This is a genomic window from Streptomyces sp. NBC_01235 (genome assembly GCF_035989285.1).
Classification (GTDB): Bacteria; Actinomycetota; Actinomycetes; order Streptomycetales; family Streptomycetaceae; genus Streptomyces.
This window is the reverse complement of the sequence record NZ_CP108513.1, coordinates 1889639-1915742: the sequence shown is the minus strand read 5'-3', so window position 1 is coordinate 1915742 and position 26104 is coordinate 1889639. Positions and strand designations below refer to the sequence as shown.

Below are 26104 nucleotides of genomic sequence, written 5' to 3'. Positions count from 1 at the left end.
CCTCACCCGGGTGCGTCGGGCCGCCAGGCGGTACCGATCACGCAGTAGGAGAACGGCAGCCGCGGGCCGTTCTCCGGCAGCAACAGCCGACGGTACGGACCGAGTTCGAACCCGGCCTCCCGCAGCGCGCCGACCGCGTCGCGGGTGAGCCGGCAGCCGCCGGCCAGGTGCGGCCACACCGTACGGTCCAACGCGCGCTGGGCGAACTGCATGGCCCGGCCGCCGCCCGGCCCGTGTTCGAGGAACCGCACCTCGCCCCCGGGCCGCAGCACCCGCCGCAGCTCGGCCAGCGTGCGCGGCAGGTCCCGCACGCTGCACAGCACCAGCGAGACCACCGCCGCGTCGAAGGCCTCGCTCTTGACCGGCAGCGCCTCCGCCACCCCCGGCACGACATCGACGGGCACCTCGGCGCGCAGGGCGGTTTCCAGCGCCGCCTGCCGCATCCGGCGCTCCGGTTCGATCGCGACGACCTCCGAGACGGCACCCGGATAATGCGCGAAGTTCAGCCCATTGCCCGCGCCGATCTCGATGACCCGCCCGGAGAGCCCGGCGAGCAGCCGCTCACGCACACCGGCGAGACCGGCCCGGGTCTCCGCTGCCGTACCCAGCCGGGTGTAGCAGCGGGCGAACAACGGATGGTGGACGGGATCACCGAGCACTTTGCCGGAGCCGGTGGAGCACAGCCGCATGGCGACCTCCCGGGCTGGACGGGCCTACCGGGATTCTCCCCCGTACAGGCCCGTCGCACCCCCGATGTTCCCGTCACGCCGGTCACTGGATGAAGTCGCGCACCCGTTCGTACACGCCGTGGTCGTTGTTCATCTCGTTGTGCGAGATGCACCCGACGCCGACGTTGGTGGCCCCGCTCAGCAGCGCCGAGGAGTCCGGATCGATGGCGGCGTCGCAGTTCGACCAGTAGGTCGCGTAGTTCACGCTGCCCGGGGTCTCGTCACCGGAGTTGAGCGCGGTGACGAAGGAACTGCCGGTGACCATCTCGGCGCAGGACGTGTACAGCCAGCTGCACCACGAGGCGACCGACGTTCCGTGGTTGGTGCCCGCGACGGAGACGAAGTCGTCGACGTACGCCGTCCCGCCGAGGTTCTTGAGGTAGTAGCGGGAGCTGAGGGCGCCCATGGAGTGGACGACGACGTCGACCTTGCTCGCGCCGGTCCGGGCGAGCACGTTCTTGATCTCGGTGGCGAGTTGCGAGGCGGTCGTGGCGTTCGACTGGGACCAGCTGTACGTCCAGGCGTCCAGCTCGGCGGCCGTGTAGCCGTCGGCCTTGAAGTCGGCGACCCAGTCGTCCCAGCTGCTCGAAGAGCTGCTGATGCCGTGCACGAAGACGATCGGGTCGTGGGTCGCCGCGTGGGCTGTGGGGGCGGAGAAGGACAGTGACAGCAGGAGCGAAGAGACCACGGCCGAGAGGGCCGCGGCGATGCGACGCTTGTGGCGCTGCATGATGCCTCCTGAAACGTGTGGGGTTGCCAGGAGTGTCCGGCGGGTCTACGCGCGCCGCATCGGTGAAATCGCCGGTCTTTACGGTTCAAGTAACTCGCCAGTAACGTCAGTTGTGTGGTGACACCGGTGAACCCCCCACCCCATGACCGCACTTCGCCACCGACGCCCCCGGGCTCGGGTCCACGCCCGGCCTCGGCGCTGCCGGACGGCGTCCGCGTGCGCGTCCTGCGTCTCGTATACGGCGACCAGCGCGCCGCCGCCGAACTCGCGGCACGGCTGACCGAACGGCAGGCGGCCGGCCTCGACCCGTTGCCGACCGAACCCGCCGACCTCGCCCCCGCCCTGCTGCACGGACACCGCCGGGAGATCCGCGCCCTGCCGGAGGACACCCGGCTGCTGCTCCTGCTGGCCGCCGCCGACCAGTACCCGGTGGCCACCCACGCCTTCCTGCGGGCCGTGGCCGCCGACCGCCTCGACACCCGGCCCGTGGAGGCGGCCGAGGCGGCCGGCCTCGCATACGTCACGGCGGGCGGGGTCGGCTTCCGCGACGCGTGGACCCGGATCGCGGCCTACGAGACGGCGGCCCCGGCCGACCGGCGCGACGTCCACCGGCTGCTTGCCCGTGTCCTGCACGGCCCGGCGGAGACGCCCCGGCGGTCCTGGCACCGGGGCGCGGGCGCGCTCGGCCCCAGCGGGCGGCTCGCCGCGGAACTGACGGCGGCGGCCGCCCAGGCACGCGCCGCCGGCGACCCGGCCCTCGCCGGCGCCCTCGCCGAACGCGCCGCCGCGCTCTGCACGGACCCCGGCGAACAGTCCCGCCTCCTCGCCCACGCGGCGACCGACGCCTGGCGCGCGGGCGACGGCGACCGCTCCCGCACCCTCGCCGCCCGCACGAACACCGACGCCCTCACCGGCATCCTCGCCCTGCGAACGGGCAACGCGGCGGAGGCCTTCGACGCCCTGCTGGCAGGCGCGGCGCGGGCAGCCGTACCCCGGCTCGCGCCCGGCGGCCCGGCGCGGGCGCAGAAGGGCACCCTCCCACCCGCCGACACCACGAAGGCCGTTTCCTCCACCTCCTCCACCTCCTCCGCTCCCTCCATCACCGACGCGGACCTCGCCGGGGCGGGGGCCGACGGTGACGGTGCGGCGCCGGTCCGTGTCCTGGCCGCGGCCGCGGAGCTCGGCGGGGTACACGGCGGGGTGCAAGGTGGGTTGCCAGGCGGGTTGCAAGGCGGCGGTGGCGGTGCTGTGGCCGCTCATGTCCCGGTCAGGGCCGCCGACCTCGCCGCGGCGGGAGGCACCGTGCCCCTCGCCTCGACGCCCCCCGCCACACGTCTCCTGGCCCGAGCAACTGACTTCGCCGGTGCGGAGCCCGACACCGGTGGTGGTGCTGATGCGGCTCGTGTCCCGACCCCGGCCACGAAGTTGGCGGGGACGCGGGACAGCGGTGCTGATGCCGTTGCGGCCCATGTCCCGGGCCCGGCAACCGAGTTCACCGGGGCGCGCGGTGGCGGTGCCGATGCTGTCACCGCCCGCGTCCCGGACCGGGCTACCGGGGCTACCGGGGCTACCGGGGTCACCGAAGCCACCGGGGTCACCGGGGTCACCGGGGTCACCGAAGCCACCGAGGTCACCAGGGTCACCGAAGCCACCGGGGTCACCGGGGCTACCGGGGTCACCGAAGCCACCGGGGTCACCGAAGCCACCGGGGTCACCGAAGCCACCGGGGTCACCGGGGTCACCGAAGCCACCGAGGTCACCAGGGTCACCGAAGCCACCGGGGTCACCGGGGCTACCAGGGCAACCGGGGTAACCGGGGTAACCGGGGTAACTGTGGCCACCGGGGCCATCGGGGCAGGCGAGGCCACCGTGGCCACCGGAGCCGTCGAGGCCACCGGAGCCGTCGAGGGCGTCGCGGCGGAAGGTGTTGTCGAACTCGCCCCCAGGGTCCTCGTCGCCCACCTCCTCGCCCGAGCCGCCGAAGCCGCCGTCTACACCGGTGACCTGCGTAGATGTCGTGAAGCGGTGCTGGTCGCCCGGGAGTTGGGGCTCGACCCGCCGGGTGTGCCGGGCGGGATCGACGCGGCTGTCGACGGGCGGTACGACGATGCGCGCGTTCTGTTGGAGGCGACCGCCGGACGGTGCGGTCCGGGTGGTGACCCCACCCTTCTCGTCCACGCGGGCATCGCCGCCCTGATGCTCGGCGATCACACCCGCGCCGCCACTGCCACCGTCCGCGCGGCCGCCGCCGCCCGCGCCCGGGGCGACATCCCCGCCGTGTCCCAGGCCATGGAGTTCCGCGCCTACGCCGACTTCTGGACCGGCCGCCCGCGCGCCGCCGAGGCCACCGCGCTGGACGCCCTGCGGCAGGCGTACGCCACCGGACAGGACAACGGGGCCTGCCATCTGCAGGCCGCCCTCGCGATGTTCGCCGCGCTCACCGGCGACGGCGATCTGTGCCGGGAGCGGGCCGCGGCCGCCCGTTCGTACGCCCTCGCCCACGGACTGGGCCTGCCCGCCGCCCTCGCGCAGTGGGCGCTCGCCTTCCTCGACCTCGGCTCCGCCCGCTATGACGCCGCCGCGACCCGGCTGCGCGCCCTCGCCGCCTCCGGCCCCGGCCACGGCCACCGGGCCATCCGCCACCTGGCCACCCCGCACTACGTCGAGGCTGCCGCTCGCACCGGCGACACCCGAGTCGCCCGCGCCGCGCACGCCGACTACGACCGCTGGGCCCGCGCCGTCGGCAGCCCCGACGACCTGGCCCTGAGCGCCCGCTGCCGGGCCCTGCTCACCCCGGGCGCCGACGCCCTCGACCACTACCGCACGGCCCTCGACCTGCACGCCGAAGGCTCTCGCGCCTTCGAACGCGCCCGTACGGAACTGCTGTTCGGCAGCGCCCTGCGCAGACTGCGGCTGCGCACCGAGGCCCGCGACCGGCTGCACAGTGCCCTGGAGGCGTTCGACTCCTTCGGTGCCCCGCACTGCGCCGAGGCCGCCCGAGCCGAACTCCGCGCGCTCGGCGCCCCCGCCACCCCGACCCGCGCCGGCCGACGCCCGACGACCGACCTGACCGCACAGCAACTGCTGGTCGCCCGCATGGCCGCCGACGGCGCCACGAACCGCGAGATCGCCACCCGCCTCGCCCTCAGCCCCCGCACCATCGACCACCACCTACGAGGCGTCTTCACTCGCCTCGGCATCCGCTCCCGCATCGAACTCGTACGACTGCTCGCGGACGGGGACGAGGGTTAGGGCCTCCGGCGGAGCATGCCGGAGGTGCGCCGGCCGCCGGCCGCCGGCAGCGGGGCCGGGCGCGTTCTCCCGGAGGGGGCCTCACCGGGTCGAAGCCTTTCTCCGTCGTGCAGGTGGGTGCGTCAGGTCCCGCTTAAGTGTGCCGTTGCGTGCCGTTGCTTTCCTTGGACTTGCTCCGTCGGAAGGGACCTGGGCGTGTCCGGCGGAGCATGTCGGAGGCGCGTCGGCCGCCGGCAGCGGGGCCGGGGGCGCTCTCCCGGAGGGGGGCCTCGCCGGGTCGACTCTCTTCTCCGTCTTGCGGCTGTGGGCGCCCGGCCTCGCTCATCCGAGCTGATTCGGCACCGCGGCCGTCCTCCGGCCTGCTCCGCCGGACGGCTCTCGGTCGCCCGAACCGGTCCTCTGCCGAAACGCCTCCGCCTCCCACGTCCCGTCCAGTCGTGGCGCGAGCCAACCGGGCGCCGCCGTACGGAAGTCGGCGGGAACGAGCGCGCCCGCCCCCGAGGGCAGTGCCCCCAGCAGTGGCGCTCCGGCCACCTCCGGCAGGTCCGCGACATTGCAACGGGACGCCAGGTCGGGGGAGTCGGGCCAGCTGCCGATGACGACGCCGAGCAACTCCACACCCCGTGACCGCAGTTCACGGGCCGTCAGTTCCGTCGTGTTCAGAGTGCCGAGCCCCGCCGAGGCCACCACCAGCACCGGCGCCCGCAGCGACTGAGCGGCGTCGGCCAGTGTCCCGCCCGCCTCGTCGAACCGCACGAGCAGACCGCCCGCGCCCTCGACGAGCACCAGGTCGTGGTCCGCCGCCAGTTTCTGGGCCGCTTCGACCACCTCGTACGGCCGCACCGGCGCCAGGCCCGCGCGGCGCGCCGCCGTCGCCGGGGCCAGCGGCTCCGGGTAGCGGGCGAGTTCGGCCGTCGTGAGCGTGCCCGCGAGCCGCGCGACCTCGTCGGCGTCCCCGGGCTCGTCCGGCCGTACGCCGGTCTGCGCGGCCTTCAGCACGGCCACCGAGCGCCCCGCCGCCAGCGCCGACGCGGCGACCGCGGCCGTCGTGACGGTCTTGCCGACCTCCGTGCCCGTCCCCGTGATCACCAGGATCGGCATGCTCATCCCTCCCGCGCCGCGGCGCACACCGCGCGCGCGATCCGTTCCACGTCCACGTCACCGGTGACGTACGGCGGCATCGTGTAGACCAGATCGCGGAACGGCCGCAGCCAGACGCCCTCCCGCACGGCCGCCGCCGTGGCGGCCTTCATGTCCACCGCGTGGTCGAGCTGGACGACCCCGATGGCGCCGAGGACGCGGACGTCCCGCACACCGGGGATCCCGGCAGCCGGCGCCAGCCCGTCGCGCAACCCCGCCTCGAGCCGCTTGACCTCGGCGAGCCAGTCCTGCCCGAGCAGCAGCTCGATCGAGGCGCAGGCGACGGCCGCGGCGAGCGGGTTGCCCATGAACGTGGGTCCGTGAGCCAGCACCGGCACCTCGCCCCGCGAGATCCCGTCGGCCACCCGGGACGTGCACAGGGTCGCCGCCATCGTCATATAGCCCCCGGTCAGCGCCTTGCCCACGCACATCACGTCCGGCGTCACCGCCGCGTGGCCGGAGGCGAACAGCGCGCCCGTGCGCCCGAACCCGGTCGCGATCTCGTCGAACACCAGCAGCACGTCGTGCGCGTCGCACGCCTCGCGCAGCACCCGCAGATACGCGGGGGAGTGGAACCGCATTCCGCCCGCGCCCTGCACCACCGGCTCCACGATCACCGCGGCCAGTTCGTGCGCGTGCCGCTCGATCGCTGCGCGCAACTGAGCGGCGTACGCCTCCTCGTACTGCACCGGAGGCGGATCCACGAACACCTGCCGGGGCAGTACGCCGGTCCACAGCTCGTGCATCCCGCCCTCGGGGTCGCACACCGACATCGGCTGCCAGGTGTCGCCGTGATAGCCCCCGCGCCAGGTCAGCAGCCGCTGCTTGCCCGGGCGGCCCAGCGAACGCCAGTACTGCAGGCACATCTTCACCGCGACCTCGACCGACACCGAGCCGGAGTCGGCGAGGAAGACATGCTCGAGACCATCGGGCGACATGTCGACAAGGAGCTTCGCCAGCCGTACGGCGGGCTCGTGCGTGAGCCCGCCGAACATCACATGGCTCATCCGCCCGAGCTGCTCGCGTGCCGCCTCGTTCAGCACCGGGTGGTTGTAGCCGTGGATCGCCGACCACCAGGACGACATGCCGTCGACCAGCTCACCCGAGCCGTCCGCCATGCGCAGCCGCACCCCGCTCGCCGACTCCACGACGAGCGGGTCCACCCGGCCCGGCATCGGACCGTACGGATGCCAGACGTGCCGCCGATCCAGCTCCAGGAGTTCGGGGACGGGCAGCTCAGGCATTGGGCGCGAGGTCGGTGCCGGCGCCACGGCGGCGCACCGCGACCAGGTCCGTACGGGGCTCGTTGTCCGCGAGCGCGGCAGCCGCGGCGGACGCGGTGCCGCACACGCCACCCCCCTCGTGGGACCCGCAGCCCGCGCTCTCGTGCGAGCCGCAACCGCCGGCGCCCTCAGGGGACCCGCAGCCCCCGCCCGCCGTCACCCGATGCTCCGGCAGCGTGATCTCGCCCGCGCCCTCCACCTCGAACCCGGCGTCCGCGATCATCTCCAGGTCGGCCTTGCCTGCCTGGCCCTCGGTCGTGAGGTAGTCGCCGAGGAAGATCGAGTTGGCCAGGTGCAGGGCGAGCGGCTGGAGCGTTCGGAGGTGGACCTCGCGGCCGCCCGCGATGCGTACCTCGGCGTCCGGGCAGACGAACCGGACCATCGCCAGGATCCGCAGACAGCGCTGCGGGGTGAGGTTCCACTCCTTGGCCAGCGGGGTGCCCTCGACCGGGATGAGGAAGTTGACCGGCACCGAGTCGGGGTCCAGCGCGCGCAGCGAGAAGACCACGTCGACGAGGTCCTCGTCCGTCTCGCCCATGCCGGCGATCAGACCCGAGCACGCCGACAGGCCGGCCGCGTGCGCCTTCTGCACCGTGTCCACCCGGTCGGCGTACGTGTGCGTGGTCGTGATCTCCCCGTACGTCGACTCGGACGTGTTCAGGTTGTGGTTGTAGGCGTCCGCGCCCGCCTCGCGCAGCCGCTCGGCCTGGCCGTCGGAGAGCAGGCCCAGACAGGCGCACACCTCGACGCCCTCGTTCCCGTCCTTGATCGCCCTGATGGTCTCGGAGACCCGGTCGACGTCCCGGTCCGTCGGACCGCGCCCGGACGCCACCAGGCAGACCCGCTTGGCCCCGCCGGCGAGCCCCGCCGCGGCGGCCTGGGAGGCCTCGTCCGGCTTGAGCCAGGTGTACTTGAGGATCCCGGCGGTGGAGCCGAGGCGCTGGGAGCAGTAGGAGCAGTCCTCGGGGCACAGCCCCGACTTCAGGTTGACGAGGTAGTTGAGTTTCACCCGTCGCCCGAACCAGTGCCGGCGCACCTTTCCGGCCGCGGCCACCACGTCCAGCACGTCGTCGTCGGAAGTGGCGAGGACGGCCAGAGCTTCCTCGCGGGTCGGCAGCTCGCGCCGAAGCCCCTTGTCCACCAGCGTGTTCAGCAGGTCCATGAGAGCCGATCCTGTCCTACGCACCCGCTTCGGGCCAAGGTAGGGATCGCACAACACACCCGGTTCGACGTGTGGGTATTGCCACACCGTGGGTAGCGACTGCTGCCGCTAGTGTCTGTCCGCTACCTACAAAAGCCCCGGAGGACCCATGGCGTTCGGCTGGATCGACGAGCAGGCGGAGCTGCGCCGCCGGGCCGGACTCGTACGGACACTGCGGCCCCGCCCGGCCGACTCGCCGCTCCTCGATCTCGCGAGCAACGACTACCTGGGCCTGGCCCGGCACCCCGAGGTCGTGGCGGGCGCCGCGGCGGCCGCCACGACCTGGGGCGGGGGCGCGACCGGCTCCCGGCTCGTGACCGGCACCACCGAGCTGCACGGTGAGCTGGAGCGGGAGCTCGCGGAGCACTGCGGGTTCGAGGCGGCCCTCGTCTTCTCCTCCGGGTACGCGGCCAATCTCGCCGCCGTCACCGCGCTGGCCCCGCACGGCTCGCTGATCGTCTCCGACGCGGGCAACCACGCCTCGCTCATCGACGGCTGCCGGCTGGCCCGCGGCACCACCCAGGTCGTCGGGCACGCCGACCCGGACGCCGTGCGCAAGGCGCTCGGCACGCACCAGGGCCCGGCCGTGGCCGTCTCCGACACGGTCTTCTCCGTCGACGGCGACGCCGCCCCGCTGGCCGCCCTGGCGGCCGCCTGCCGGGAGCACGGCGCCGGACTGGTCGTCGACGACGCCCACGGCCTCGGCGTGCTCGGGGACGGCGGCCGGGGCGCCCCGTACGCGGCGGGTCTCGCGGGCGCCGACGACGTCGTCGTCACGGTCACGCTGTCGAAGTCGCTCGGCAGCCAGGGCGGAGCCGTCCTGGGCCCCGCGCGCGTGATCGACCATCTGGTGAACGCGGCCCGCACGTTCATCTTCGACACGGGCCTGGCCCCGGCGGCGGCGGGTGCGGCGCTGGCCGCCCTCAGGCTGCTGCGCGGGGAGCCGCAGCGCGCGGCACGCGCGCGTGCGGTGGCGGGCGAGCTGTACTCCAGGCTGACGGCCGCGGGTCTGGAAGCGGTGCGTCCGGACGCCGCGGTCGTCTCCGTGCGTGCGCCGTCCCCGGAGGAGGCCGTGCGATGGGCGGCGGACTGCCGGTCGGCAGGCCTGGCCGTGGGCTGTTTCCGTCCTCCCTCCGTGCCCGACGGCATCTCACGCCTCAGGCTGACCGCCCGAGCGGACCTCTCCGGGGCCGAGCTGGAACGCGCTGTACGGGTGATCGACGAGACACGACCATGAGTCGGCGTGACACGGCCGTGGGTCGCCGCTGAGCACCGCTTGCCGACTGCTGCGGTGTGTACTGCGGTGTGCTCAGCGGAACGCGGCCGTGAAGCCCGTCCAGCTCTCGGGGGAGAAGAGCAGGGCGGGTCCGGCCGGGTCCTTGGAGTCGCGTACGGCGAGCAGGCCGGACCAGGGGCCGGAGGCCGGCCGGGCCGTCTCGACGCAGTTGTTCGCTCCCGTGCTGTAGCTGCTGCGCAGCCACCGCGCTTCCGGGAGATCGTCGGGATCGGTACTGGAAGGTACGTTCCGCGGTAGTGCGGACATGGTGCCTCCTTACGCGCCGTCGGCTATCGCGGCGATGTAATCCGATGAGTCCCCGGGCGAAAGGGCGTGCGCCCGAAGGGCATTGAAGGCCTCGGTGTAGGCCTGGAGGTCTTCTTTCCGTTCGAGATAGAGGCTACTCGTCAAGTGGTCGAGAACAACCACATCCAGATCAGAAGTGCGCGAAAATGAGAATATAACGAAAGGGCCGGTTACGCCGATATGCGCCCCGGCGGCGAACGGCAGGACCTGGAGGCTCACTTGGGGCAGCCGGGCGGCCTCCACGAGCCGACCGAGCTGACGCGCCATCACCTCGGGTCCGCCCACCTCCCGCCGCAGCACCGCCTCGTCCAGCACCGCGCTCAGCTCCAGCGGCGGTCGCGCGCGCAGCACGTCCTGTCGGGCCAGCCGCACCTCCACCAGGGCGTCGAGCTGCTCCTCGTCGACGCCCTCCACCGCGGCGCTGGTCACCGCGCGTGCGTACTCGGGTGTCTGCAACAGGCCCGGTACCACACTCGTCTCCAGTGTGCGCATCGCGCTCGCCTGGGACTCCAGGCTGATGAAGTCCCGGTAGGTGGGCGGCAGCACCCCGCGGTAGGCGTGCCACCAGTGGTCCCGACCGCCGCTTTCCTCGGCGCCGGCCAGCGCCAGCATCAGCTCCCGCAGCTGCGGATCGGCCACCCCGTAGGCGTCCAGGAGTAAACGCACATCGGCCGGTTTTGACCCACTGGTGCCGGTCTCGATGCGGCTCACCTTGGACTGGTGCCAGCCCACGAGCCGGGCCGCCTCGCCACTGGTGAGGCCCGCCCGGGCGCGCAGAGTGCGCAGTTCGGCGCCCAGCTTCCGGCGGCGCACCGCGGGACCGTGTTGCATGGGCTCCTCCTTACTCCTTACGGGCCGTCCGAATACGCTCTGCCATGGCAGAGTTCACCGCATTGAGCGACAGATATATGCATATCTTGGTGGATCGCCACTCGTGACCGGTGCGGCAATGGCAGTCTGGCGAAGAAGCACCAGTCCGGGACCGTACTCGAACCACACGCACCGTGTCGGACCTCGGTCCCGTGGGAAAGGGACGACGTCGCCATGGCAGATCACCTGGAAGCATCCGTCACTCTGCCGAGCGATCCCGCCTCGGTCTCCACGGCCCGCGGCTTCGTGGCCGTGACCCTCGGGGAGTGGGGTCTGGCGGCGGACACGGAGGCGGCCGACGCCGTTCGGCTGATCGTCTCAGAACTCGCCACCAACGCCGTACAGCACACCTTCGGGCAGTCGCCCACCTTCACGGTGGACCTCGTCCTCGACCGTGACGAGCACTTGCGCATCGGCGTCACCGACAGCCACCCACGCTTCCCCAAACGACTGCCGGCCGCCGTCCAGCAGGACAACGGCCGAGGCATGGTGATCATTCGCTGGCTGACCGCCGAACGTGGCGGCAAGCTCAGAGTGCGGCCCACGCGGGAGGGTGGCAAGACGGTCACCGTGGAACTTCCGTGGACCGTCCCGGCTGCGGAGCCGGTGGCCGGAGCCCTGGCGGCTCCGGCGGAGGGCGAGGCCCCGGGGCGGTGACGGCGCGCCAGGGGCGCCGTCACCGCCCCGGGAGGCTCAGCGGACCCGGCCGTACCAGACGCTCTTGGTCCAGATCTTCTGCAGCTTCACCACGTCCCCGGTCTTCGGCGAGTGCCAGATCTTGCCGTTACCCGCGTAGATCCCGACGTGGTACACGTTCGAACCCGAGTGGAAGAACACCAGGTCGCCCGCCTTGCGGCTCGACGCCGAGATGTGCTTCGTCTTGTTGTACTGCTGGGCCGCCGTCCGGGGCAGGCTCTTGCCCGCCTTCTTGTACGAGTACAGCGTGAGCCCGGAGCAGTCGAACCTCTTCGGCCCGGTGGCCCCGTACTTGTACGGAGCGCCCTTCTTGGACGCCGCGATCTGGAGCGCCTTCGTCGCCGGTGTGGCGGCCGCGGCGTCGGGGGCCAGCCCGGGGACCACGACCGAGCCGCCCACGGCGGCGATGGCGAAGGCCGAGGCCGTACCGGCCCGGACCATGAGCGACGGGACACGATTGAGCGCAGTCATGCGCAACCCTTCGTCAGCCGCCTGTGAAGGATGACCTGTCGGATTCGGGCTGGCGAAGTTGCCCGGCCGCTGACGCGGCTTCACCCCAAGGGCTGCTCGGCCCGGTCATGGCGTGACCGTTCCGGCGACCCGTCGTGCTTGGGTCCTCCACTCCTGCCGATGCACTTCTGTCGACCGGTCATCCGGGAGGCGGCAGGACTCGGCGTCCGCCCGGACCGCCCCGCCGCTTGTGGCGGGGGCTTGTCGTCAGTCAGGGATCTTGGCTCACGGATGTCCGAAAATCCCAATGGAACCGGGGATTTGTGGGGTTACTCACCACTCACCCGTTCGGGTGGACACCCTGATGGTGGATCAGGTGTCAAGGCAGCCAAAGGGCCCCGGACCAGCGGTGGAGCCCTGCGTTCCGCCCGAAGGGCGCCCATTTGCGCAACTTTTACCGGCCCGGGAAGACAGCGCACGCTACGCCGAACGGGGGTCCCTCGTCTGGTCCGTTTCAACTCCGGCCCGGACGGCACGCTCGGGGCGCGGGCCGTCCGGCCGCAGGCGGGTCGCCTCAACTGTCGGAGAGCGGAGGCACCGTGACGCGCGCCGTGCGGCGCTCCCCGTCGAGGACGCGCAGCGCCCGCGCGAGCGTCGGCGCGTGCAGTTCGTTCTCGCCCCTCTGGTGCATCAGCGTCAGCGCGTCACGCAGCGCGGTCGCCTTGCCCACCAGCGCCTGGGCGGCGCGCAGCCCGCGGTATGTGTCGCCGTGGTGGGCGGGGTTGATGCGGCCGAGCAGGTCGACCACGTCGAGGTAGCCGTCGATCAGCTCGGCCTCGGCGCGCGTCAACGCGGGCAGCGGCGGCAGTTCGGGCACCATCGGCGGCTCACCTCCCGCCGTGGGCGCCGGCCGAGGCCTTGCGGCTGGGGATGATGCCGTCCACCAGGCCGTACTCCACGGCCTCCTGGGCGGAGAGGAACTTGTCCCGTTCGATGTCGGCGGTGACCTGCTCCGGCGTCCGCCCGGTGTGCCGGACGAGCATCTCCTCCAGGGTGGCCCGGGTGCGCCCCAGCTCGTCGGCCTGGATGGCGAGATCACTGGCCTGTCCCTCGACGGGCTCGGGCAGCGACGGCTGGCGGATCGTCATCCGCGCGCCCGGCAGCGCGAACCGCTTGCCCGGCGTGCCCGCCGCCAGGAGTACCGCGGCGGACGATCCCGCCTGGCCCAGACAGGTCGTCTCCACGTCGCAGGTGACGTACCGGATCGTGTCGTACAGGGCCGTCATCGCGCTGAACGAGCCGCCAGGGGAGTTGATGTACAGCGCGATGTCCCGGTCCGGGTCCTTGTACTCGAGGTACATGAACTGGGCCATCACGTCGTTCGCCGAGGTGTCGTCGATCGGCGTCCCCAGGAAGACGATCCGCTCTTCCAGCAGCTTCGAGTACGGATCCATCGTCCGGGTCCCGGAGCTGGTGCGCTCGGTGAACTCGGGCAGGACGTAGCGGGCGGACGGTCGGGTCATCGGAAACCCCTCCTTCTGCGTCGGGCGCATCTGTAAAAAATGTACAGGATGTACGTGACGTTAGAATGGGGGTATGGCCTACGAGATTCCGGTGACGCAAGCCAGGGCTGAACTCGCCGACCTGATCAACCGCGTCGTGTACGGCGGCGAGCGCGTCGTCGTGACCCGGCACGGCAAGCCCCTCGTCGCCCTCGTCTCCGCCGCCGACCTGGAGCGACTCGACGAACTGGACCGGCCCGCGGAGGAGCCGGTGATCAGCTCGGTCTCCGCGTTGCGCGAGGCCGCGTCCGCTCCCCGCGAACAGCAGCGGTTCGGGATCGCGGCGGAACACCGGGGGGCGAACCCCTCATAGGCATGACGAAGGCCGCGCACGGAGGGCCGGCGGGAGCACGCTCGCCGTGAGGGCCGAGTCGCGCGGGTCGGCCGCCGGGGCGGGGACGACGTCCACCGCTTTCACCGGGGTGCCGCTGTCGGCCGGCCGCTGGGCCACCGCCTGCTGGAGCGGCTGGGCGACGGCCCGGTTCGCGGCCGAGGCGGTCGGCAGCTCGGGTCCCTCGGCCGTGACGACGACCGCGCCGTATACGGTCCGGTCCTCGACGGCGTCACGGGCGGCCCTCTCGTCGGCGTAGCGACGGATCTCGACGGCGCCCTCGTGTGCGGCCGGTTGTGGTTCCACCTGCGCCGTCGTGGCGGCCGGTCCTGCCACACCGGGCGGCCGGTCACGGGGGTCGGTGCGGGCGGCCGGCCAGGCGAAGGCCCACAGGGCGACGGCGGCGAGGGCGGGAGCGAGCGGGACGACGGCCATCAGGCGCCGGGTGGCGGAGGTGGGTTCGATCGTTCGTCTTGCTTGCGCGTCCACCGTCCCGCCGGAGGTCGTCCAGGTGTGGACGGAGACCCTTGGCAACGAGGAGCCGGCGGCGGTTCCGTACGAGGGCTGCGGCGGGGTGCGTGAGGCGTCGGGGCGGATCGTCGTCGCCCACCAGGACTCCGGGATGATGCGGTCCGACGTGCCCCCGGACCACGTGGCGCGCACGATGATCGCCGCCGTGCCGGGCTTCCTCGTCCAGCTGTCGCTCTTCGGGCCCACGCCGGTCGAGACGCCGCGCGACGGCCTACGCGCGTTGATGGGCGTGACGCCCCCGCTGTCGGGGTCCTGGATCCGTCACAGCTCGGTTAACAGGCCTGAAACGCGGTCCAACTAGCCTGCCGATCCATGCCACCAGGGACTTTTCCCCGTGGCCGCGGCAACCGGGCCCCGCACGGTCCGGAGCGAGGATGTGAGGTGGGACGTGCAACTGACCCCGCACGAGCAGGAGAGGCTGCTGATCCACGTGGCGGCCGATGTCGCCGAGAAGCGCCGGGCCCGCGGGCTCAAGCTCAACCACCCGGAGGCCGTGGCCCTCATCACGTCGCACATCCTCGAGGGCGCGCGTGACGGCCGCACGGTCGCCGAGCTCATGTCATCCGGCCGCAAGCTGCTCACCCGCGACGACGTCATGGAGGGCATCCCCGAGATGATCCACGACGTCCAGGTCGAGGCCACCTTCCCGGACGGCACCAAGCTCGTCACCGTCCACGACCCGATCGTCTGAGGGGCCCCGATGATTCCCGGAGAGATCCTGTTCGCGGACGAGCCCGTCTTCTACAACGAGGGCCGCGAGGTCACCGGCCTGACCGTTCTCAACGCCGCCGACCGGCCCGTCCAGGTCGGCTCCCACTACCACTTCGCCGAGGCCAACCCGGGCCTGGAGTTCGACCGCGCCGCCGCGCGCGGCAAGCGGCTGAACGTCGCCGCCGGCACCGCCGTGCGCTTCGAGCCCGGGATCCCCGTCGACGTCGAACTCGTCCCCCTCGCCGGTGCCCGTGTCGTGCCCGGGCTGCGCGGGGAGACCGGAGGTGCCCTCGATGCCTGAGATCTCGCGTGCCGCGTACGCCGATCTGTTCGGCCCGACGACCGGCGACCGCATCCGGCTCGCCGACACCGACCTGCTGATCGAGATCGAGGAGGACCGCAGCGGCGGTCCCGGACTCGCCGGTGAGGAGGCGGTCTTCGGCGGCGGCAAGGTCATCCGTGAGTCCATGGGGCAGTCGCGCGCCACGCGCGCGGACGGCACGCCCGACACCGTCATCACGGGCGCGGTCATCGTCGACCACTGGGGGGTGGTCAAGGCCGACGTCGGCATCCGCGACGGGCGGATCACCGGCATCGGCAAGGCCGGCAACCCCGACACGATGGACGGCGTCCACCCGGACCTGGTCATCGGCCCGGAGACCGAGATCATCGCCGGCAACGGGCGGATCCTGACGGCCGGCGCGGTCGACGCGCACGTCCACTTCATCTGTCCGCAGATCGCCGACGAGGCGCTGTCCGCGGGTGTCACCACGCTGGTCGGCGGCGGCACCGGGCCGGCCGAGGGCTCGAAGGCGACCACCGTGACGCCGGGCCCCTGGCACCTCGCGCGCATGCTGGAGGCGATGGAGCAGTATCCGCTGAACATCGGGTTCCTCGGCAAGGGCAACACCGTCTCGCAGGACGCGATGCTGTCCCAGATCCGGGGCGGGGCGCTGGGCCTGAAGCTGCACGAGGACTGGGGCTCGACCCCGGCCGTCATCGACGCCTCGCTGACCGTCGCCGACCGGACGGGCATCCAGGTCGCGATCCACACGGACACGCTGAACGAGGCCGGGTTCGTGGGCGACACCCTCGCCGCGATCGCCGGACGCGGCATCCACGCGTACCACACCGAGGGCGCGGGCGGCGGGCATGCCCCGGACATCATGACCGTCGTCTCGGAGCCGCACGTGCTGCCGAGCTCGACCAACCCGACGCGGCCCTACACGGTGAACACCGCCGAGGAACACCTCGACATGCTGATGGTGTGCCACCACCTCAACGCGGCGGTCCCGGAGGACCTGGCGTTCGCCGAGTCCCGGATCCGGCCGTCGACGATCGGTGCCGAGGACGTCCTGCACGACCTCGGCGCGATCTCGATCATCTCCTCCGACGCACAGGCCATGGGCCGGGTCGGCGAGGTCGTCATGCGGACCTGGCAGACGGCGCACGTGATGAAGCGGCGCAGGGGCGCGCTGCCCGACGACGGCAGGGCCGACAACCACCGGGTGCGCCGTTACATCGCCAAGTACACGATCAACCCGGCGCTCGCGCAGGGCCTGGCCCGGGAGATCGGCTCGGTCGAGGGCGGCAAGCTCGCCGACCTCGTGCTGTGGGAGCCGGCGTTCTTCGGCGTCAAGCCGCACCTCGTCATCAAGGGCGGGCAGATCGCGTACGCGCAGATGGGCGACGCCAACGCGTCGATCCCGACCCCGCAGCCGATCCTGCCGCGTCCGATGTACGGCGCGATAGGGCGGGCGCCGGCCTCGAACTCCTTCAACTTCGTCGCTCCGCTGGCGATCGAGGACGGCCTGCCGGAACGGCTCCAGTTGGGCAAGAAGTTCGTCGCCATCGACTCCACGCGCGGGGTGACCAAGGCGGACATGCGGGAGAACGACGCCCGGCCGCGCGTCCAGGTCGATCCCGACAGCTTCGCCGTGCACATCGACGGGGAGCTCGTCGAGGCGACTCCGGCCGCCGAACTGCCCATGGCCCAGCGGTACTTCCTGTTCTGATGGGCACGTTCGCGACGAGTGGTTCCTGATGGGCGGCTACTGATGGGTGGTTCCTGATGGGCAGGGCAGCACTTCTGGTCCTGGCCGACGGCCGTTTCCCCGCCGGAGGGCATGCGCACTCCGGCGGGGCGGAGGAGGCGGTCAAGGCCGGACGGATCACCGGCGCGGCGAGCCTGGAGGCCTTCTGCCGGGGGCGGCTGCACACGGCGGGACTGGTGGCGGCGGCGCTGGCCGCGGCGGCGGCCGTCGGGGCGGACCCGACGCGGCTGGACGCGGCGGCGGACGCGCGTACCCCCTCCCCGGCGCTGCGTGCGGTCGCCCGGAGACTGGGCCGGCAACTGATGCGGGCCGCCCGGGCGACCTGGCCGAGCGCCGAACTGGACGCCCTGGCACGGGAGTTCCCCAAGGGTGCCCACCAGCCGGTGGTGCTGGGCCTGACCGCGCGGGCGGCTGGGCTCGGCGCGGAGGACGCGGCGTACTGCGCGGTCTACGAGAACGTGAGCGGACCGGCGACGGCCGTGGTGCGGCTGCTGAGCCTGGACCCGTTCGAGGCGACGGCGGTACTGGCCCGGCTGGCACCGGAGCTGGACCGGGTGGTCGACCGGGCGGTGTCCGCGGGTGCGGCCGTGCCGACGGCCGGCGTGGACGCGCTGCCTGCGGCGTCGGCGCCCTTGTCGGAGATCGGCGCGGAGGCGCACGCCGCGTGGCCGGTACGCCTGTTCGCCTCGTAGGGCCCGCGGCGGAGCCGCTGATGGATGCCGCCGCCCCCGCCGCCCCTTCCCTCCCCCACTCTCGGCTTCGCTCGAGCGAGGGGACCCCTATCCGACCCTGGGGGCTCTGCCCCCACACCCCCGTTCGGCCCTGAAGGGGCCTCGTCCTCGAACTCCCCCAGTGGGGGACCCCAACGGGCTGAAAATTGGAGCCGTAGCCATGCATCTCGACCACACCCACGACGGTCCCGCCGCTGTCAGCGCCGACGCTCGGCGGCCCGACGGCTCGCGCCGTGCCCTTCGTATCGGGCTCGGCGGTCCCGTCGGGTCCGGCAAGACCGCCACCGTCGCCGCGCTCTGCCGGGAGTTGCGTGACGAACTGTCCCTGGCCGTTGTCACGAACGACATCTACACGCGCGAGGACGCCGAGTTCCTGCTCCGGGAAGCCGTGCTGCCGCCCGAGCGGATCACGGCCGTCGAGACGGGCGCCTGCCCGCACACCGCGATCCGGGACGACATCTCCGCCAACCTCGAGGCCGTGGAGGACCTGGAGGATGCCGTCGGGCCGCTCGATCTGGTGCTGGTCGAGTCCGGTGGGGACAATCTCACCGCCACCTTCTCCAAGGGGCTCGTCGACGCGCAGATCTTCGTGATCGACGTCGCCGGCGGGGACGACATTCCGCGCAAGGGCGGGCCCGGCGTCACCACCGCCGACCTGCTCGTCGTCAACAAGACCGACCTCGCGCCGTACGTCGGCTCCGACCTCGCCCGGATGGCCGCCGACGCCAAAGCCCAGCGCGCCGAACTGCCCGTCGTCCTGCAGTCGTTGCGTGGTGACAGCGGTGTGACCGACGTCGCCGCGTGGGTGCGGGCGCAGCTCGCCGCCTGGACGGCGTGACATGAGCGGTGTGCACGCCACCGCGCGGATCGGGGCGCGCGACGACGGTCGTGGCGGGACCGCGCTGCCCGTCCTGGAAAGCGACGGGCCGCTCGCCCTGCGCCGCACCCGGGGTACGGGCGGCGAGGCGCGGGTCATGCTCGTCGGGGCGATGAGCGGCCCCCTGGGCGGCGACCGCTTCGCCGTCGAGGCGGACGTCGGGAGCGGCGCCCGGTTGCGGGTGGGGTCGGCCGCCGCCACCATCGCCCTGCCCGGGCAGGGAAAGGACGAGGCCCACTACGACGTACGCCTCACCGTCGCGGGCGACGGCGAACTGGACTGGCTGCCCGAGCAGTTGATCTCGGCCAAGGGCAGTGACCTGTTCGTCACGACCCGGGTCGACCTCGACGCCGGGGCCCGGCTCGTGCTGCGCGAGGAGCAGGTGCTCGGGCGGGTGGGGGAGGAGCCCGGTCGGCTCACCAGCCGGCTCGTCGTGCGGGTCGCCGGGCGGGTCGTCCTCGATCAGGAACTGGCCTGCGGGCCCGGCGCGCCCGGTGGCTGGGACGGGCCCGCCGTGCTCGCGGGACAGCGCGCCGTGGGCCAACTCGTCGTCGTGCGGCCGGAGTTCGGCGAGCAGCCGGTGGCGGCCCGGGTCGTCGGGGAACACGCCTGCGTCATGCCGCTGGCGGGGCCAGCCGCCCTCGTCACCGCCGTCGCGCCCGACGGCCTGCGGCTGCGCCGTGTACTGGACGAGGCGCTCACCGCACTCGGCATCCGGTGAGCGGTATCTTCTTATCCGGTTATCGGATTGGCAAAGAAGGTCAACAACACCTGTTCTCAGGCGCCTCACAGCCGCAAGGATCCCTCTGCCGCCATAACTAGGTAGGGAGAGGGCGCACTTGAGGGACATACGACCGAACAATCGGACCGCTGCGCTCAGCTCGGCCGGCGTACTCGTCGCCGCGACGCTGCTCGCGGGCGCCGTCACGGCACCCACGGCGAGCGCGACGAGCGGCCGTTCGGGGCAGGACCGCGAGGCGCGTGGCGCCGCGATCGCCGCGGAGCGCGCCGCCAAGGCCGGCATCGACTGGCAGGACTGCCCTGCCGACTGGGGCCTGGAGAAGCCGATCCAGTGCGGCTGGGTCACCGTGCCGCTCGACTACGCCAAGCCGAACGGCAAGCAGATCAAGCTGGCCGTCGACCGCATCGGCAACACGGGCACGGCCCAGGAGCGCCAGGGCGCGCTCGTGTACAACCCCGGCGGCCCCGGCGGCTCCGGCCTGCGCTTCCCGCGCCGCGTCACCACCAAGGCCCCCGTCTGGACCAACGTGGCCAAGGCCTACGACTTCGTGGGCTTCGACCCGCGCGGTGTCGGCCACTCCGCGCCCATCTCCTGCATCGACCCGCAGGAGTTCGTCAAGGCGCCGAAGGCCGACCCGGTCCCGGACAGCGAGGCCGACAAGCTCGCCCAGATCAAGCTCGCCCGTGAATACGCGGACGGGTGCGCCGAGCGCAGCGGCAAGGCCGTGCTGGCGCAGATGACCACCCCGAACACCGTCCGTGACCTGGACGTCATCCGCGCCGCCCTGGGCGAGAAGAAGCTCAACTACCTGGGCGTCTCCTACGGCACCTACATCGGCGCCGTCTACGGCACCATGTTCCCGGGCCACCTGCGCCGCATGATCGTCGACAGCGTGGTCAACCCCTCCCGCGAGAAGATCTGGTACGAGGCCAACCTCGACCAGGACGTCGCCTTCGAGGGCCGCTGGAAGGACTGGCAGGACTGGGTCGCCGCGGGCGACGCCACCTTCCACCTCGGCACCACCCGCGCCGCCGTCCAGGCCAAGTGGCTCGAACTGCGCGCCACCGCGAAGAAGAACCCCATCGGCGGGATCGTCGGCCCGGCCGAGCTGATCTCCTTCTTCCAGAGCGCCCCGTACTACGACTCCTCGTGGATCCCGGTCGCCACGGTCTTCAGCAAGTACTTCGCGGGAGACACCCAGGCGCTCGTCGACGCGGCCGCCCCGGACCTGACCGACACGGCCGGCAACATCTCCTCGGAGAACGGCAACGCCGTCTACACCGCCGTCGAGTGCACCGACGCCAAGTGGCCCACCAGCTGGCGGAAGTGGAACAGCGACAACACGCGGCTCAACAAGAACTACCCGTTCATGACCTGGGCCAACGCCTGGATGAACCTGCCGTGCGCCACGTGGCCGGTCAAGCAGCAGACGCCGGTGGACGTCAAGACCCACAAGGGCCTGCCGCAGGTCATGATCGTGCAGTCCACGAATGACGCGGCCACCCCGTACGAGGGCGCCGTCGAACTGCACCAGCGGTTCAAGGGCTCGCGCCTGATCACCGAGAAGGACGCCGGCTCCCACGGCGTGACCGGCCTGGTCAACACCTGCATCAACACCCGGGTGGACGCCTACCTTCTCACCGGCAGGCTGGACACCGCGGACGTGACCTGCGCGCCGCACGCCACACCCAAGCCGTAACCTCGCCCGCAGGGCGGCAGTGAGGGGGCGGCCGGAGCAATCCGGCCGCCCCCTCAAGCATTTTGACGAGCCGTCGACTCGGCGAACTCGGCGGCATCAACTCAGCGGCAGCCGGGGGAACTTGCGCGCCTTCTCCGCCTTCTCCGTCTTCGCCGCGGCCTCCTCCGCCTTGGCGACGGCCGCGTACTGGTCCACGTACTCCTGCTCGGACAGCATCAGGATCGCGTACATGATCTCGTCGGTGATCGCGCGCAGTACCGCCTTCTCGTTCTCCATGCCGAGGTAGCGCGAGAAGTCGAGGGGCTCGCCGAAACGGATCGCCACGGGGTGCAGGGTCGGGATCACCTTGCCGGGCGGCTGCGCCTCGAAGGTGCCGATCATCGCGCACGGAATCACCGGCACCTGGGCCTTCAACGCCATCACGGCGACGCCGACCTTGCCCTTGTAGAGGCGGCCGTCGTGCGAGCGGGTGCCCTCCGGGTAGATGCCGAGCAACTCGTCCTTGCCGAGCACCCCGAGGCCCTCGCGGATCGCGGCCTGACCGGCCCCCTTGCCGGAGCGGTCGACCGGGATCTGGCCCGCGCTGCGGAAGAACGCCGCGGTCAGCCGGCCCTTGATGCCGGGGCCCGTGAAGTACTCGGCCTTGGCGAGGAAGGTGACGCGGCGCTTGAGGATCGCCGGCAGCAGGAAGTGGTCCGAGAACGACAGGTGATTGCCCGCGATGATGGCGGCTCCCGAGGCCGGCACATGCTCCAGACCCTCTATTCGTGGGCGGAAGAGCAGTCGCAGCAGCGGCCCCAACACCACGTATTTCAGGAGGTAGTAGAACAAGGGAGTCGCTCCTCGTGTCCGGCGGATCGGCTCGCCGCCGTGTTCCAGCAGGTCAACCGGCATGGTGTGGGGTGTCAGTGTAGGGGCAGGCGGCGACGGCCGGTACCGGGCCGATCCGGCCCCGTACCGCCCGCCCGCCCGGCACCGATCCGGCCCCGTACCGCGCCCCGTCGTCACAGCCGTACCACGACCAGAGCCGTGTCGTCGGTTGCGCCGCCGGGTGGCAGGAGCTCCAACAGGACGGCGTCGGCGAGGGTTTCGGGGTCCGCGCCCCGGTGTCGGGCCAGGGCGTCGGCGAGCCGGGCCACGCCCGTGTCGATGTCCTCGTGCCGCCGCTCCACCAGCCCGTCCGTGTACAGGGCGAGGGTGGCGCCGTCGTCGAAGACCGTGGTCGCCTCGGGGCGGGGGACCGGCTCGGGACGGGCGTCGAGCGGGGGGTCGGTGGCGCGGTCGAGTAGCTCCACGCGGCCGTCGGCGTGGACCAGCACGGGCGGCGGATGGCCGGCGCTGCTGTAGCTGATGGTGTGGTGGTCGAAGTCGACGAACGTGGTGACCGCGGTGGCCGACTCGGCGCCGTCCACGACATGGGCGTACCGCCCGAGGATGTCCAGTGCCTGCGCCGGGCCCGCGGCGACCCGTGAGGTCGCGGTCAGCGCGCTGCGCAGCTGGCCCATCACCCCGGCGGCCTCCAGACCGTGCCCGACGACGTCGCCCACCGACACGCCGATGCGGTTGCCGCCGACGAGGTCGACCAGGTCGTACCAGTCCCCGCACACGTTGAGCGCGCCGACCGCCGGCCGGTAGCGCACGGCCGCCCGGTGGTGTCCGACCTGGCGGCCGGCCGGCAGCATCGCCTCCTGCAGGGCGAGGGCCACCTCGCGCTCACGGGCGTGCGCCAGGCGCAGCCGCTCGTTGAGCTCCTGCAGCTCACGGGCGCGGGTGTACAGCTCGGCCTCCAGGACGCGGCCCCGGCCGGCGGGCCGCGGTCCGTCGTCCGGCCCTCGCCTGCCGCGGGCCCGGATCAGCTCGGTGACCTCCTCGACCCGGTGCACCAGCAGCACCACCGACCCGTCCGGACCATGCACCGGCGCGTTCACCGGGCTCCAGTAGCGCTCCTCCCACTCGCCGGGCCGCTCGACCGACTCGACGTCGTAGCGCTGCAGCGCCATGGCGTCCCGCTCTCCGGTGGCCAGCACCCGGTGCAGCGAGGCCTCCAGGTTGCGCATGCCGCTGGCCGTCCGGTCGTTGGGGTTGTCGGGGAATACGTCGAAGAGACGCCGGCCGATCATCTGCTCGCGCTTACGGCCCGTCACGCGCAGGAACTCCTCATTGGCGTCCGCGTACACCAGCTCGGGCGTCAGCAGTGCCACCATGCCCGGCAGGGCCTGGAACACCGCCGCGTAGTCGATCGCCGTGTCGTTCATGGCTCGCGCCCCATCCGCCGGTATTGCGCCATTTTCTCATGTGATGCGACGAAAGGGCGGCTGCCGGTCAGACACCGGGATCCGTGAGCGACTGCTCGGCCCAGATGATCTTCCCTTCGGGGAGGAAGCGGGTGCCCCATCGCTGGGTGACCTGGGAGACCAGCAGCAGTCCCCGGCCGCCCTCGTCGGTGGCGCGCGGATGGCGCAGGTGGGGTGCGGTGGCCCCGCCGTCGAAGACCTCGCAGACCAGGGTGCGCCCGCGGATCAGCCGCAGCCGGATCGGTCCGGTGGCGTACCGGATGGCGTTGGTGACCAGCTCGCTGACGACCAGCTCGGTGGTGAACGACAGCTCGGCGAGCCCCCACTCCGCCAGTCGGCGGCTCGCGGTCTTGCGGGCCTCGGCGACCGCCGCCGGGTCGGCGGGCAGCTCCCAGTCGGCGACCCGGTCGGCGGGCAGCCGGTGGGTCCGGGCCATCAGAAGGGCCACGTCGTCGTGCGGCCGGGCCGGGACGAGCGCGTCGATCACGGCGCGGCAGCACAGGTCGAGGCTGTCCGACGGCCGCTCCAGGGCCAGCCGCAGCCGCTCCCGGTCCGTGTCCAGTGCCCAGTCCTCGCCCTGGGCCAGCAGCCCGTCCGTGTGCAGCGCGAGCGTGCTGCCCTCGGGCAGCGTCATCTCGGCCGACTCGAACGGCGGCCCGCCCGCGCCGAGCGGCGGCCCCTGGGGCAGCTCGACGAACGTGACGCTGCCGTCGGGCAGGACGACCGCCGGGGCGGGGTGCCCGGCCGCGGCCATCGTGCACCGACCGTCGACGGGGTCGTAGACGACGTACACGCACGCGGACCCCACGGCCTGTGTTCCGTCGGCCCGTGGCTCCGCCTCCGCGGCCGCTGCCACGTCCTCCTCGTGATCCATGCGGGCGACCAGGTCGTCGAGGTGCGCGAGGATCTCCTCGGGCGGCAGGTCCAGGGCGGCGAGGGTGCGCACGGCGGTCCGTACGCGCCCCATGGCCGCGGCGGCGTCGATGCCGTGCCCGGGCACCTCGCCGACGACCAGGGCCACCCGGGCCCCCGACAGCGGGATCAGGTCGTACCAGTCCCCGCCGAGGCCGGTCAGCTCGTCGGCCGGCCGGTAGCACGCGGCCACCTCGACCGCCTCCTGCTGGGGCAGCCGGCGGGGGAGCAGGTTGCGCTGGAGCACCAGGGCCGCGTCGCGCTCGCGGGTGTAGCGGCGGGCGTTGTCCACGCAGACGGCCGCCCGCGAGACGAGATCCTCGGCCAGGGCCAGGTCGTCCTCGTCGAAGGGCTCGCGCCGGTGGCGCCGCAGGAACGTGGTGACGCCCAGGGTGGTGCCCCGCGCCCGGACCGGTACCACCAGAGCGCTGGGCGGCTCGGCCCCGGCGGGCGCGGCCGGCCCCCACTCCTCGGTGAGCCGCTCGGCCCGCCAGGGCCGCCCCGTGACCAGACAGCGCGCCGGGGCCGAGTCGGCCCGGTACACGACCGCAGGGGCCCCGGCGTCGCCCTCGGTCTCGTCGGCTGTGGCTGTTTGGTGGCTGGTCTTGTGCTGGGTGGGGGCGTTCTTTGGTTTGTCTTGTGCGGGGGGTGAGTCGGCTCGGGATGCGACTGTGGGGGTATCGGTGTCGTCGTCGGTTTCGTCGGCCCCGGCCGTCCGTCGGCCCGCCCTGCGCAGCGTGATGGAGCCCGACGGACCGTCCTGCGCCCGCCCGGGCGCGGGCTCCGCGCCCCGCAGCACCGGATCCAGCAGGTCCACGGTGACCATGTCGGCGAACCCTGGCACGGCCACGTCGGCCAGCTCCTGCGCGGTCCGGCCGATGTCCAGGCTGCGGCCGATGCGCCGGCCGGCCCGGTCCAGCAGTGCGAGCCGCTGCCGGGCGCGGTGGCGCTCGGTCATGTCGACGACCGTGTAGTAGACGCCCATCGGACAGCCGTGGTCGTCGTCGAGCCGGGTGAACGACATCATGTGCGCCGTCTCCCGGTGCGGCGAGGCCCGCAGGTGCCCCAGATGCTCGTACCCGACGACGGGCTCCCCGCTCCGCAGCACCCGCCGCATCTGCGCCTCGATCGCCTCGGAGTCCAGACCGGGCTGGACGTCCGCGAGCCGCAGGCCCAGCCGGCGTTCGGGCGGGCCGCCGCCGAACCGGGCGAGGGCCGCGTTCGACCACACGAAGCGCAGATCGGTGTCCACGATCGCGATGCCGATCGGCGAGCCGCTCACCATCTTCTCCAGCACCGGGCGACTCATGCTCCAGCCGGGGGCGTCGCCCCGCTCGTTGAGCAGCACCAGCCAGCGTGTCGGGCCGCCGGGCTCGTCGGCCGAGGTGATCCGGGCCATGACCGGGATCGGCCGGCCGTCCCCGCGGCGGGCCGACAGCAGTCCGGCCCAGCCGCCGTCCCGACGGCACCGCTCGAGGACGTCCGGCACCCGCCCGGCGTCCGCCAGGGTCAGCAGCCCGGCCAGCCCCGTTCCCACCGCCTCGTCGGCCGCATACCCCAGCAGCCGCTCGGCGTCCCTGGTCCAGCCCCTGACCACACCGCTCGCGTCGAGCAGGAGGGGGGCGGCATCCGCCACGTCGAACCGCCGACGGGCAACGTCGTCCTCGTCGTGTGTGCCCACGGTCGACCTCTCTGTCGCTGAGAGTGGTCTACCACCTCCTGACCCAA

Annotated in this window: 25 protein-coding genes, 1 pseudogene and 1 riboswitch; of the genes and pseudogenes, 12 read left to right on the top strand and 14 right to left on the bottom strand. The window is 72.7% G+C overall.

The window, feature by feature from the left end:
* Positions 1–2: 2 nt before the first annotated feature.
* Entirely contained in the window at positions 3–689 is a 687-nt protein-coding gene (locus OG289_RS07990) for a class I SAM-dependent methyltransferase (protein WP_327313304.1), read from the bottom strand.
* Between the two features lie 82 nt (positions 690–771).
* Complete coding sequence (locus OG289_RS07985) at positions 772–1458, bottom strand: esterase/lipase family protein (protein WP_327313303.1); 687 nt, start codon at positions 1456–1458, stop codon at positions 772–774.
* A 216-nt stretch (positions 1459–1674) separates the two neighbouring features.
* Between OG289_RS07985 and OG289_RS07980 the strand changes: the two genes are divergently transcribed.
* Positions 1675–4710: a LuxR C-terminal-related transcriptional regulator gene (locus OG289_RS07980; RefSeq protein ID WP_327313302.1), complete on the top strand. Its 3036-nt coding sequence runs from the start codon at positions 1675–1677 to the stop codon at positions 4708–4710.
* A 321-nt stretch (positions 4711–5031) separates the two neighbouring features.
* On the opposite strand, the gene bioD is transcribed toward OG289_RS07980, so the two are convergent.
* Genes bioD through bioB form a run of 3 tightly spaced genes read right to left on the bottom strand, consistent with a single transcriptional unit; the run spans position 5032 to position 8295 of the window.
* A complete protein-coding gene (bioD, locus tag OG289_RS07975; protein ID WP_327320616.1) occupies positions 5032–5811 on the bottom strand; it encodes a dethiobiotin synthase in 780 nt (259 codons plus the stop codon).
* Positions 5812–5813: 2 nt separating this feature from the next.
* Entirely contained in the window at positions 5814–7094 is a 1281-nt protein-coding gene (locus tag OG289_RS07970) for an adenosylmethionine--8-amino-7-oxononanoate transaminase (RefSeq protein ID WP_327313301.1), read from the bottom strand.
* The gene (gene bioB / locus OG289_RS07965; protein ID WP_327313300.1) at positions 7087–8295 is read right to left on the bottom strand and encodes a biotin synthase BioB; all 1209 of its coding nucleotides are present in this window, start codon (positions 8293–8295) and stop codon (positions 7087–7089) included. Before bioB ends, OG289_RS07970 begins: the two co-directional genes overlap by 8 nt.
* 148 nt (positions 8296–8443) lie before the next feature.
* Between bioB and OG289_RS07960 the strand changes: the two genes are divergently transcribed.
* Positions 8444–9571, top strand: coding sequence for an 8-amino-7-oxononanoate synthase (locus OG289_RS07960; protein WP_327313299.1), 1128 nt, complete (start codon positions 8444–8446; stop codon positions 9569–9571).
* A gap of 72 nt (positions 9572–9643) precedes the next feature.
* On the opposite strand, the gene OG289_RS07955 is transcribed toward OG289_RS07960, so the two are convergent.
* Together OG289_RS07955 and OG289_RS07950 are read right to left on the bottom strand one after the other, a co-directional pair.
* Positions 9644–9877 carry a DUF397 domain-containing protein gene (locus OG289_RS07955; RefSeq protein WP_327313298.1) on the bottom strand — a complete coding sequence of 78 codons (234 nt, stop codon included), beginning with the start codon at positions 9875–9877 and terminating at the stop codon, positions 9644–9646.
* A gap of 9 nt (positions 9878–9886) precedes the next feature.
* Positions 9887–10747, bottom strand: coding sequence for a helix-turn-helix domain-containing protein (locus OG289_RS07950; protein WP_327313297.1), 861 nt, complete (start codon positions 10745–10747; stop codon positions 9887–9889).
* Positions 10748–10960: 213 nt separating this feature from the next.
* Here OG289_RS07950 and OG289_RS07945 point away from each other — a divergent pair, with 213 nt between their 5' ends.
* Entirely contained in the window at positions 10961–11443 is a 483-nt protein-coding gene (locus tag OG289_RS07945; RefSeq protein ID WP_327313296.1) for an ATP-binding protein, read from the top strand.
* 36 nt (positions 11444–11479) lie between these two features.
* Here the strand turns inward: OG289_RS07945 and OG289_RS07940 are convergent, their stop codons facing one another.
* The 3 genes from OG289_RS07940 to OG289_RS07930 form a co-directional block, all read right to left on the bottom strand.
* Positions 11480–11953 (bottom strand): C40 family peptidase, encoded by a 474-nt coding sequence (locus OG289_RS07940; protein ID WP_327313295.1) that lies wholly within the window; start codon positions 11951–11953, stop codon positions 11480–11482.
* A 3-nt stretch (positions 11954–11956) separates the two neighbouring features.
* Positions 11957–12127: riboswitch (cyclic di-AMP (ydaO/yuaA leader) on the bottom strand.
* A gap of 379 nt (positions 12128–12506) precedes the next feature.
* Entirely contained in the window at positions 12507–12812 is a 306-nt protein-coding gene (locus OG289_RS07935; RefSeq protein WP_093771352.1) for a hypothetical protein, read from the bottom strand.
* Positions 12813–12819: 7 nt separating this feature from the next.
* Positions 12820–13455: an ATP-dependent Clp protease proteolytic subunit gene (locus OG289_RS07930; RefSeq protein WP_327313294.1), complete on the bottom strand. Its 636-nt coding sequence runs from the start codon at positions 13453–13455 to the stop codon at positions 12820–12822.
* Positions 13456–13528: 73 nt separating this feature from the next.
* Between OG289_RS07930 and OG289_RS07925 the strand changes: the two genes are divergently transcribed.
* Positions 13529–13807, top strand: a complete 279-nt coding sequence (locus tag OG289_RS07925; protein WP_327313293.1) for a type II toxin-antitoxin system Phd/YefM family antitoxin — start codon at positions 13529–13531, stop codon at positions 13805–13807.
* A gap of 21 nt (positions 13808–13828) precedes the next feature.
* Here OG289_RS07925 and OG289_RS07920 read toward each other — a convergent pair.
* Positions 13829–14260 (bottom strand): annotated as a pseudogene (locus tag OG289_RS07920) (ABC transporter permease); the annotation flags it as partial.
* 19 nt (positions 14261–14279) lie between these two features.
* Here OG289_RS07920 and OG289_RS07915 point away from each other — a divergent pair.
* The 8 genes from OG289_RS07915 to OG289_RS07880 all read left to right on the top strand — a co-directional run bounded on the left by OG289_RS07915 (position 14280) and on the right by OG289_RS07880 (position 21170).
* Positions 14280–14657, top strand: a complete 378-nt coding sequence (locus OG289_RS07915; RefSeq protein WP_327313292.1) for a hypothetical protein — start codon at positions 14280–14282, stop codon at positions 14655–14657.
* A gap of 87 nt (positions 14658–14744) precedes the next feature.
* Positions 14745–15047 (top strand): urease subunit gamma, encoded by a 303-nt coding sequence (locus OG289_RS07910; RefSeq protein ID WP_010988499.1) that lies wholly within the window; start codon positions 14745–14747, stop codon positions 15045–15047.
* A gap of 9 nt (positions 15048–15056) precedes the next feature.
* Complete coding sequence (locus OG289_RS07905; protein WP_327313291.1) at positions 15057–15368, top strand: urease subunit beta; 312 nt, start codon at positions 15057–15059, stop codon at positions 15366–15368.
* Positions 15361–17082 (top strand): urease subunit alpha, encoded by a 1722-nt coding sequence (locus tag OG289_RS07900; protein ID WP_327313290.1) that lies wholly within the window; start codon positions 15361–15363, stop codon positions 17080–17082. The genes OG289_RS07905 and OG289_RS07900 overlap by 8 nt, the downstream gene beginning before the upstream one ends.
* A gap of 56 nt (positions 17083–17138) precedes the next feature.
* Positions 17139–17813: an urease accessory protein UreF gene (locus tag OG289_RS07895; protein WP_327313289.1), complete on the top strand. Its 675-nt coding sequence runs from the start codon at positions 17139–17141 to the stop codon at positions 17811–17813.
* 199 nt (positions 17814–18012) lie between these two features.
* Complete coding sequence (gene ureG, locus OG289_RS07890; RefSeq protein WP_327313288.1) at positions 18013–18690, top strand: urease accessory protein UreG; 678 nt, start codon at positions 18013–18015, stop codon at positions 18688–18690.
* A gap of 1 nt (position 18691) precedes the next feature.
* Positions 18692–19450, top strand: coding sequence for an urease accessory protein UreD (locus OG289_RS07885; RefSeq protein WP_327313287.1), 759 nt, complete (start codon positions 18692–18694; stop codon positions 19448–19450).
* Positions 19451–19568: 118 nt separating this feature from the next.
* Positions 19569–21170, top strand: a complete 1602-nt coding sequence (locus tag OG289_RS07880) for an alpha/beta hydrolase (protein WP_327313286.1) — start codon at positions 19569–19571, stop codon at positions 21168–21170.
* A 96-nt stretch (positions 21171–21266) separates the two neighbouring features.
* Here the strand turns inward: OG289_RS07880 and OG289_RS07875 are convergent, their stop codons facing one another.
* From OG289_RS07875 to OG289_RS07865, 3 genes are all read right to left on the bottom strand, one after another.
* Positions 21267–22001: a lysophospholipid acyltransferase family protein gene (locus OG289_RS07875; protein ID WP_327313285.1), complete on the bottom strand. Its 735-nt coding sequence runs from the start codon at positions 21999–22001 to the stop codon at positions 21267–21269.
* Positions 22002–22174: 173 nt separating this feature from the next.
* Positions 22175–23425 (bottom strand): PP2C family protein-serine/threonine phosphatase, encoded by a 1251-nt coding sequence (locus OG289_RS07870; protein WP_327313284.1) that lies wholly within the window; start codon positions 23423–23425, stop codon positions 22175–22177.
* 67 nt (positions 23426–23492) lie between these two features.
* A complete protein-coding gene (locus tag OG289_RS07865) occupies positions 23493–26057 on the bottom strand; it encodes a SpoIIE family protein phosphatase (RefSeq protein ID WP_327313283.1) in 2565 nt (854 codons plus the stop codon).
* Positions 26058–26104: the final 47 nt, after the last annotated feature.

Coding starts and splice junctions, on each gene's coding strand:
- OG289_RS07990 (WP_327313304.1), bottom strand. CDS start 689: ATGCGGCTGTGCTCCACCGGCTCCGGCAAAGTGCTCGGTGATCCCGTC.
- OG289_RS07985 (WP_327313303.1), bottom strand. CDS start 1,458: ATGCAGCGCCACAAGCGTCGCATCGCCGCGGCCCTCTCGGCCGTGGTC.
- bioD (WP_327320616.1), bottom strand. CDS start 5,811: ATGCCGATCCTGGTGATCACGGGGACGGGCACGGAGGTCGGCAAGACC.
- OG289_RS07970 (WP_327313301.1), bottom strand. CDS start 7,094: ATGCCTGAGCTGCCCGTCCCCGAACTCCTGGAGCTGGATCGGCGGCAC.
- bioB (WP_327313300.1), bottom strand. CDS start 8,295: ATGGACCTGCTGAACACGCTGGTGGACAAGGGGCTTCGGCGCGAGCTG.
- OG289_RS07960 (WP_327313299.1), top strand. CDS start 8,444: ATGGCGTTCGGCTGGATCGACGAGCAGGCGGAGCTGCGCCGCCGGGCC.
- OG289_RS07955 (WP_327313298.1), bottom strand. CDS start 9,877: ATGTCCGCACTACCGCGGAACGTACCTTCCAGTACCGATCCCGACGAT.
- OG289_RS07950 (WP_327313297.1), bottom strand. CDS start 10,747: ATGCAACACGGTCCCGCGGTGCGCCGCCGGAAGCTGGGCGCCGAACTG.
- OG289_RS07945 (WP_327313296.1), top strand. CDS start 10,961: ATGGCAGATCACCTGGAAGCATCCGTCACTCTGCCGAGCGATCCCGCC.
- OG289_RS07940 (WP_327313295.1), bottom strand. CDS start 11,953: ATGACTGCGCTCAATCGTGTCCCGTCGCTCATGGTCCGGGCCGGTACG.
- OG289_RS07935 (WP_093771352.1), bottom strand. CDS start 12,812: ATGGTGCCCGAACTGCCGCCGCTGCCCGCGTTGACGCGCGCCGAGGCC.
- OG289_RS07930 (WP_327313294.1), bottom strand. CDS start 13,455: ATGACCCGACCGTCCGCCCGCTACGTCCTGCCCGAGTTCACCGAGCGC.
- OG289_RS07925 (WP_327313293.1), top strand. CDS start 13,529: ATGGCCTACGAGATTCCGGTGACGCAAGCCAGGGCTGAACTCGCCGAC.
- OG289_RS07905 (WP_327313291.1), top strand. CDS start 15,057: ATGATTCCCGGAGAGATCCTGTTCGCGGACGAGCCCGTCTTCTACAAC.
- OG289_RS07900 (WP_327313290.1), top strand. CDS start 15,361: ATGCCTGAGATCTCGCGTGCCGCGTACGCCGATCTGTTCGGCCCGACG.
- OG289_RS07895 (WP_327313289.1), top strand. CDS start 17,139: ATGGGCAGGGCAGCACTTCTGGTCCTGGCCGACGGCCGTTTCCCCGCC.
- ureG (WP_327313288.1), top strand. CDS start 18,013: ATGCATCTCGACCACACCCACGACGGTCCCGCCGCTGTCAGCGCCGAC.
- OG289_RS07885 (WP_327313287.1), top strand. CDS start 18,692: ATGAGCGGTGTGCACGCCACCGCGCGGATCGGGGCGCGCGACGACGGT.
- OG289_RS07870 (WP_327313284.1), bottom strand. CDS start 23,425: ATGAACGACACGGCGATCGACTACGCGGCGGTGTTCCAGGCCCTGCCG.